Origin of the sequence: Rhodococcus sp. EPR-134, assembly GCF_001647205.1 — a bacterium.
In the GTDB taxonomy this organism is placed as follows: Bacteria; Actinomycetota; Actinomycetes; order Mycobacteriales; family Mycobacteriaceae; genus Rhodococcus_F; species Rhodococcus_F qingshengii.
This window is the reverse complement of the sequence record NZ_LVCT01000065.1, coordinates 1-5,454: the sequence shown is the minus strand read 5'-3', so window position 1 is coordinate 5,454 and position 5,454 is coordinate 1. Positions and strand designations below refer to the sequence as shown.

General features: G+C 64.2%; 5 protein-coding genes. All 5 read left to right on the top strand.

The genetic code is table 11. The features are described from left to right. Window positions 1-747 (top strand): GTPase domain-containing protein (locus A2J01_RS03290; protein WP_064111928.1); only part of this gene is annotated, 747 nt, incomplete at its 5' end. Continuing rightward, entirely contained in the window at window positions 740-2,080 is a 1,341-nt protein-coding gene (locus A2J01_RS03285; protein ID WP_228232467.1) for a hypothetical protein, read from the top strand. The genes A2J01_RS03290 and A2J01_RS03285, both read left to right, overlap by 8 nt. Window positions 2,081-2,214: 134 nt before the next feature. After that, on the top strand, window positions 2,215-2,553 hold the full coding sequence (locus tag A2J01_RS03280) for a DUF6802 family protein (protein WP_042920271.1): 339 nt from the start codon (window positions 2,215-2,217) through the stop codon (window positions 2,551-2,553). 277 nt (window positions 2,554-2,830) lie between these two features. Then, complete coding sequence (locus tag A2J01_RS03275; RefSeq protein WP_003945806.1) at window positions 2,831-4,660, top strand: phosphoenolpyruvate carboxykinase (GTP); 1,830 nt, start codon at window positions 2,831-2,833, stop codon at window positions 4,658-4,660. 181 nt (window positions 4,661-4,841) lie between these two features. After that, window positions 4,842-5,454, top strand: a 613-nt coding sequence (locus A2J01_RS03270; protein ID WP_064111926.1) for a PLP-dependent cysteine synthase family protein, incomplete at its 3' end; no start/stop codon positions are given.

Genomic DNA, 5,454 nt, shown 5'->3' with positions numbered 1-5,454 from the left:
GTCGCCGGGCGAGCCGGGGTGGGGCGGTCGTCTTTGGCGCGGATCCTGGGGCGCGACGACCGGTTCTCGCGCAGAGTTGTCGGCGCACCGGTTGTGGTGACCGAGTCGAGGGCATTCGATGTCCCTGGAACGTCGAACCCCGATCTGGGTCGTCGTTGCGTTGTCTACGTGGTGGTCGACGCGGTCCGCGACGTCGACGGCCGAGCCATTGCTCGAGTTTCCGATCGTGTGGTCGTCGCTGCGAACAAGGCTGACTTGTTCGGTCCGCGCTGGGACGAGGCGCTGGGACGGGCCGCGGATATCTCCGAGAACGTCGGCGTGCCCACGGTTCCGGTGGAGACACTGACCGGGCGCGGCGTCGAAGAGTTGTTCGCGGCTCTCGGACCTGTTCTGGAGGCGCAGTGGTGGGGCCGGGTCGAGCAGATCGGCCCGGCGCTGAGGCGATCTGCCTCGCGCAGCATTGCGGGCAGGGACGAGATCGAGTTGTATCTGAGTTCGGACTCCGCGGTGTTGTTCGGCGCCGCGGCGGCGATGATGAGCCCCGAAATTCGAGCCCTGCGTCAAGGCGAACCTCCCGATCCTCGGACTGCTGACGACGCGGGCACGTGCAGCCGGTGGTGGAGCGAGCTCGTGAACGAGTCGGAACAGTGTCCGCAACAACGGGTCTCACTGATTCGACGCGGGTATGTGCGTCGGTGGGCGCAGCTCGGAGGCGATCGCTCTGCCCCGGCGGTGACCGATGAATAGCGTTTCGGTACTTCCGGATTCGGTGCTGCGCGTGGTGCAGCGATGGAATCCGGCATCCGATCCGGGTCGCCGGGTCGCCGCCGAAACATCCAGTGGCACTCGCATTTACGTTGTCGGCCCACCGAGGTGTGGACGGGAAGACGTCGCCCGGATGTTCAATGCTTCTGATGACTGTTCGACAGTGACACGCGAGGTGGACGCCGACGTCGTACTTCTGGTCGTCGACGCCGCCAGTGTGATCGGACGCGAGGATCTCCTTCTCCTCGGCGACGCTGCGGCGAGCGGAACCCCGGTGGTGGTCGCGCTGACCCGCATCGACGTCTATCGAGACTGGCAGGCGGTGCGCCGGCGTGATGCCCAGATTCTCGCTTCGCACTGCACCGCTTTTGCTCAGGCCCCGGTGGTCCCGATTGCGCCCGGTCAAGAGCAGTCACTCGTTGCGGTCGTGAGCCGGGCGGCACGGGAGAGGGAAGCAGGTGGTTCGGATTCCGGAGTCATCGCACAGACGCGCCGGATGATCGAGATGGAGATCCGGAATCTACGTGACAGTGTTCCTGGTGCCGAATTGCGGGCCGAGCGATCGCAGCTGCTCGCAGACCGTGACGGCCGGCGAGGCGAACGCCTGGTGCAGGTGCGAAGCCGACTGCAACGAGCGCGCGGGGATCTGTCACAACAAATCGCCGAGGCAACCCGGGCGACGGTCGCCGGGGCACGTGCCTGGGTCGGCACGGCCTCGCGAGCCGAATTGGGCAGCGTGCCGACGCGACTGCAGCACGAGGTCGACCATCACACCCGGGTGTTCGACGCCGCGATGGCGGCAGCGGTGGAATCTGCGGGGACGAACGGATACATGCCTTCCCCGCAGATTCCGGAGGGCCTGCCGGGCCGTCAGCGCGGAAACGAGGACCGGGTGACAATTCTTGTCGGCGCGTCCGCGGGTCTCGGCCTCGGCCGTATCGCAGTGACTCCGCTGGAAATGATTCCGGCCTTGGAGTTCGCAAGTATCCCCGTGACGTTGATTCTGGGTGGCGCCGCGGCGTGGTGGTTGGCGCGAAATCGCGGGCTGACGGCCGATCGTGCCCACTCCAGGTCGTGGATCGTCGAATCGATGTCGGCGGTTCGCGCTCAGTGGGAGCAGCGAGTGCAGAGCGTGCTGCTCGAGGCCGAGGCGGATCTGGGAGCGGCGATCATGGCGGAGAGTCGCGAGCAGTTGGCGTCGGCGCAGGCTCGAATCGTGGAGATCGACGGTGAACTTCGTGAGCTCGCCGCGGCCAGATCGGGTCAGCTCGCGTCGTGCGAGCGCGACCTCGCCGTTTTGAACACCGCCTACTGATCATTTCGCGAGTGCAGAGTTCTCCACAGTGCGGCAATTTCGGCCACGACTGATCGTCGGGGTCTGGTAATACTGAGCGGACGGTTTCGGTAGGGGTTGCCGAAGCAGTAGGTCACCATCCAGTAGGGGGAGTAATGGACGCATTTCTGATCACGGCCGGACACATCGACGGGCACGAAGCCGAAGCGCTCGATCCTGGGCGTATCGAGCCCGAGACCTTCGGGCCCGCGTCGGGACCGGTCGATGCCGGCGACCTGAACTTCGACGCCTTCGACTTGGACGGTGACGGAACGGTCGACAGCCGTGTCGTCCACTCCGACGACGCTGTCGTGATCGTGTCCGATTTCGATCGCGACGGTAGCGCCGATCGCCTCACGATGATCGAGTCGGACGGCGACTACTCGGCCTGGGAATGCAGTCGAGACGACGAAGGCGCCCTCGTGTGGCAGAAAATCGATGCCGGAGCGCTCTGAAAAGCTTCCGTTTATGTGCTCTGAGCGCCGGGTAGGCACCTGAACACACCAACTGAATCGTTTCTGTGACATTTCTGACCGCACCCGATTACCTGCAGGTGAACAGCCAGCGTTAACCTCAATACATAGGACACCCGGCGTCCGTGAAATCCACGTGAGTGGATGACGCGGCTGGACCCCGTCGAGAGGGGGACACCGGGATCGACTGGTATCGGGGCGCTGCAGTTCGCATCCGGTGTCACGAGAACCCGGTTCCGGCTCACCCCAGGAGAGTTTGATGACCTCAGCGACCATTCCCGGTCTCAATGGAACTGACGGCACGCCCCCCACGCAGCACAAGGAACTGCTTGCATGGGTGCAAGAGGTTGCCGAACTCACCCAGCCTGATCGCGTCGTCTTCGCAGACGGCTCGGACGAAGAATGGGACCGACTGACAACGAAGTTGGTCGAGGCAGGAACCTTCACCCGCCTCAACGACGAGAAGAAGCCGAACTCTTTCCTCGGCAACTCCGATCCGTCCGATGTCGCGCGAGTCGAATCGCGTACGTACATCTGCTCGAAGGAAGAAATCGACGCAGGTCCCACCAACAACTGGATGGACCCGGCGGAGATGCGCACCCTCATGGGTGACCTGTACCGCGGTTGCATGCGTGGACGCACCATGTACGTCGTGCCGTTCTGCATGGGCCCCCTCGACGCCGAGGACCCGAAGCTGGGCGTCGAGCTCACCGATTCCGAGTACGTCGTCGTATCCATGCGCGTCATGACCCGCATGGGCAGCAAGGTTCTCGACAAGCTCGGCACCGACGGATTCTTCGTCAAGGCGCTGCACTCGCTGGGCGCTCCGCTGGCCGAAGGCCAGGAAGACGTCGCGTGGCCGTGCAACGACACCAAGTACATCACCCACTTCCCCGAGGATCGTGAGATCTGGAGCTTCGGTTCCGGCTACGGCGGAAACGCTCTCCTGGGCAAGAAGTGCTACTCGCTGCGTATCGCCTCGGCAATGGCGCACGACGAGGGCTGGCTGGCCGAGCACATGCTCATCCTCAAGCTCATCTCGCCCGAGGACAAGGCCTACTACATCGCGGCGGCATTCCCCTCCGCTTGTGGCAAGACCAACCTCGCGATGATCCAGCCGACCATCCCCGGGTGGCGCGCCGAGACCCTCGGTGACGACATCGCCTGGATGCGTTTCGGTGAGGACGGACAGCTGTACGCCGTCAACCCGGAATTCGGTTTCTTCGGCGTGGCTCCCGGCACCAACTGGTCCTCGAACCCCAACGCCATGCGCACCATCGACCAGGGCAACACGGTCTTCACCAACGTCGCTCTGACTGACGACGGTGACGTCTGGTGGGAAGGCCTCGAAGGCGACCCGCAGCACCTGATCGACTGGAAGGGCAACGAGTGGACGCCCGAGTCGGGCACCCATGCGGCTCATCCCAACTCGCGTTACTGCACCCCGATGTCGCAGTGCCCGATCATGGCTCCCGAGTGGGACGACCCGAAGGGCGTGCCGATCTCGGCAATCCTGTTCGGCGGACGCCGCAAGACGACGGTTCCGCTGGTCACCGAGGCTCGCGACTGGCAGCACGGCGTCTTCATGGGTGCAACGGTCGGCTCCGAGCAGACCGCAGCAGCCGAAGGCCAGGTCGGTACGGTTCGCCGCGATCCGATGGCAATGCTGCCGTTCCTCGGCTACAACGTCGGTGACTACTTCCAGCACTGGATCGACCTCGGCAAGTCCGCGGACGCGTCCAAGCTCCCCAAGGTCTTCTACGTCAACTGGTTCCGCCGCGGCGACGACGGACGCTTCCTGTGGCCAGGCTTCGGCGAGAACTCCCGCGTCCTGAAGTGGATCGTCGAGCGTATCGAGCACAAGGCTGCCGGTATCGACACCCCGATCGGCGTCGTTCCCACCGGATCGGCACTCGACATCGAAGGCCTGGACGTGTCGGACGCCGACATCACCGAGGCTCTCGCGGTCAACATCGACGAGTGGAAGGCCGAGATCCCGCTCATCGAAGAGTGGTTCGACTTCGTCGGCGAGAAGCTGCCGACCGGCATTCGCGACGAGTTCGAAGCTCTGAAGCAGCGGTTGGCCTGATAAACCGCCCCCGTATGTAGTGGCCTGATGCCGCATTGGTTCAATTTGATGAACCGATGCGGCATCGGTCGTCTGTATGCCCTTGCCTGTAGCCGTTAAGCAGTTCAGCCGTTATGCAGTTCAGCCGTAAAGCAGTGATCAGCGAGCGGGTCGACACACTCGATCCTCAGGAGGACCAGATATGAGCGGGATCTACAACAACGTGACCGAATTGGTCGGGCGCACCCCGATCGTGCGGCTCAACCGTCTGACCGAGGGCCTGGACGCACAGGTTGCCGTCAAGCTCGAGTTCTACAACCCGGCCAACAGCGTCAAGGACCGGATCGGCGTGGCGATTATCGACGCCGCCGAGAAGTCCGGTGCACTCAAGCCCGGTGGCACCATCGTCGAGGGAACCAGCGGTAACACGGGTATCGCACTCGCCATGGTCGGTGCTGCTCGCGGCTACAAGGTCATCCTGACCATGCCCGAGACCATGTCCACCGAGCGTCGCGTGATGCTGCGTGCTTACGGCGCCGAGATCGTGCTGACCCCGGGATCCGAGGGCATGGCCGGTGCGGTCGCCAAGGCCAAGGAAATCGTCGAGCAGACCGAGAACGCTGTCTCGGCCAGCCAGTTCGCGAACCCGGCCAACCCGGCCATCCACGAGGCCACGACGGGCGAAGAGGTCTGGGCCGACACCGACGGCGCCGTCGACATCTTCGTGTCCGGCATCGGCACCGGCGGCACTATCACCGGCGTCGGACGCACCCTTCGCAAGTACAAGCCCGAGGTCAAGATCGTGGGCGTCGAGC

Coding starts and splice junctions, on each gene's coding strand:
- A2J01_RS03285 (WP_228232467.1), top strand. CDS start 740: ATGAATAGCGTTTCGGTACTTCCGGATTCGGTGCTGCGCGTGGTGCAG.
- A2J01_RS03280 (WP_042920271.1), top strand. CDS start 2,215: ATGGACGCATTTCTGATCACGGCCGGACACATCGACGGGCACGAAGCC.
- A2J01_RS03275 (WP_003945806.1), top strand. CDS start 2,831: ATGACCTCAGCGACCATTCCCGGTCTCAATGGAACTGACGGCACGCCC.